The organism is Propionivibrio sp. (genome assembly GCF_049316945.1).
GTDB lineage: Bacteria > Pseudomonadota > Gammaproteobacteria > Burkholderiales > Rhodocyclaceae > Propionivibrio.
On sequence record NZ_JBMOJE010000327.1, the window covers coordinates 1 to 2,298 of the forward strand.

Annotated in this window: 3 protein-coding genes; 1 reads left to right on the top strand and 2 read right to left on the bottom strand. The window is 57.1% G+C overall.

All coding sequences use genetic code 11. The annotated features are described in order from the left end of the window. Positions 1 to 605, top strand: a 605-nt coding sequence (locus ACOYNV_RS27645) for a TRAP transporter large permease subunit (RefSeq protein WP_422899588.1), incomplete at its 5' end; no start/stop codon positions are given. A 267-nt stretch (positions 606 to 872) separates the two neighbouring features. Here the strand turns inward: ACOYNV_RS27645 and ACOYNV_RS27650 are convergent. Continuing rightward, positions 873 to 1,952 (bottom strand): TRAP transporter substrate-binding protein, encoded by a 1,080-nt coding sequence (locus ACOYNV_RS27650; RefSeq protein ID WP_422903035.1) that lies wholly within the window; start codon positions 1,950 to 1,952, stop codon positions 873 to 875. A gap of 57 nt (positions 1,953 to 2,009) precedes the next feature. Continuing rightward, a partial coding sequence (locus tag ACOYNV_RS27655; protein ID WP_422903036.1) for a lactate utilisation protein LutB domain-containing protein occupies positions 2,010 to 2,298 on the bottom strand: 289 nt, incomplete at its 5' end.

Sequence of the window (2,298 nt, forward strand, 5' to 3'; positions counted from 1 at the left end):
TCTTCATCCTGGTCGGCGCCCGGGTTTTCTCACTCACTTTCTACGCGGTCGATGGTCACCGTTGGGTCGAGCATCTGCTCAGTGACCTGCCCGGCGGCCAGATCGGTTTTCTGATCGTGACCAACATCCTGATTTTCCTGCTTGCCTTCTTCCTCGATTTCTTCGAGCTGTCGTTTATCGTCGTTCCGTTGCTCGGGCCGGTTGCCGACAAACTGGGCATCGACCTGATCTGGTTCGGGGTGTTGCTCGCGGTGAACATGCAGACTTCGTTCATGCATCCGCCGTTCGGTTTCGCGCTTTTCTACCTACGTTCGGTGGCACCGCCGACGATCAAGACGACGGACATTTACTGGGGCGCCATTCCCTTCGTCTGCATCCAGATCATCATGATCGGGCTGGTGATCATGTTCCCGCAGATGGTGACGTTTGGCTTGACCAAGGATGTGAAGGTCGATCTCGATTCAGTGCAGATCGAAATGCCGTCCTCGGACTACGGCGGATCTTCGACGGCGCCGGGCCAGGAAAGCACGCCGGCAAGTACGGTAACTGCGGAAGAAGCGGCCAACAAAGCGATCATGGATTCGATGAAGGGTCCGGCGAAATAAACGGTGATGAATCCGGCGTGCATGGCACGCCGGATTCGTTGGCTTTTACTGGCATGGGCTCGCAGCCCTTATGGATAGGCGATCTACAGGTGGTATGCTCGAAGAAGCACGTATTCATTGGCTCTCCTGAACTGCACGTGGTAGATGACCTGTTTGAGCGGCGTCCAGAGGTGCTTGTTGAGTATAACCTCAGCAAAGCAAACGGGAGCAAGTGCTCCCGTTTGCTTTGCTGAGAAGCCGGAAAACCGGCCTCTGATCAATCCGCGCTTATCGCTTGCTATACATGTAGTTGGCGTAAGACGCTTCGGCAACGCGGTGCCATAGGTTCTGATCGTCCATATACTTCTTGTAGTCGTCGTAAACCTTCTTGAACTCAGCGTTCGTTGCCGACGTTTCCGCATAGAGCTCCTGAGCCGCCTTGTAGCAGGCGTCCATGATTTCCTTCGGCAGTGGGCGCAGTTGCGTGCCGGAACCAACCAGTTGCTTGAGTGCCGAGGGATTCTTGGAGTCGTATTTAGCCATCATGTCGGTATGCGCTTCGGCACAGGCGTCTTGCAGAATGGCCTGGTATTCCTTTGGCAGTTCGGCAAACTTCTTGGCATTGATGTAAGCAGACAGCGTTGTCCCGCCTTCCCACCAACCCGGGTAGTAGTAGAACTTGGCGACCTTGTTGAAGCCAAGCTTGAGGTCATCGTAAGGACCGATCCATTCTGCTGCGTCAATCGTGCCTTTTTCCAGTGCCGGGTAAATATCACCGGCCGGGATCTGCTGCGGCACCACGCCAATTTTCGATACGACGGCACCGGCGTAACCACCGATGCGCATTTTCAGGCCCTTCATATCGGCAACCGTCTTCAGTTCCTTGCGGAACCAGCCAGCCATCTGGGTGCCCGAGTTGCCGCAGGGCAGGGCGACGATGTTGTACGTGGCGAAAAAGTCACCCATCAACTTGCCGCCGTTGCCATAGCGCATCCAGGAGTCGAGCTGACGCATCGTCATGCCGAAAGGAATGGCGCAGTCAAAGGCGAATGTCGGGTCTTTGCCAAAGAAGTAGAAAGAGGCGGTGTGCCCCATCTCGACCGTGTTGTCCTTGACCGCATCAAGCACGCCGGGACCCGGAACAATTTCGCCTGCAGCAAACACCTGAATCTGGAACTTGCCGCCAGTGGCCTCGGAAACGCGCTTGGCCATGTGTTCGGCGCCACCATAGATGGTGTCAAGACTCTTCGGGAAACTGGAAGCCAGGCGCCACTTGATGGTCGGGGCATTCTGGGCAATCGCGGGCAGGGCCACGGCACCGGCCGCCAGGCCGACACCAGCTTTTTTCAAAAACGAACGTCGTTCCATGTTTTATCTCCTCCTTTGGTTTAACTACAGACAGCCTACGGGTACAACGCGGTGCTATCACTTCATTCGATTTCGTTCCGCCAGCAGATCGCGCAGCGTTCGCGCTGCGGGCTTCAGTGGTGTGCGGCTGACGGTCCAGCCTGATTGCATTGGTGGCGTAAGAAACCGGAAGCGAGTTGCCAGCCAGATGAAAGCGCGATAAAGCGCCGGGCGTGAATAAAGTGCCGTCCAGCCGACCCAGATGGCGTCCATCAGCGCGCTCTTCGCCGCGCCTTGACCGACCAGCGGCGAGTGACCGGGCCGGGCGTCGTGCGTGGCCTCGCCGCGCAGGCGGACGAGCAGGTCG

Coding starts and splice junctions, on each gene's coding strand:
- ACOYNV_RS27650 (WP_422903035.1), bottom strand. CDS start 1,952: ATGGAACGACGTTCGTTTTTGAAAAAAGCTGGTGTCGGCCTGGCGGCC.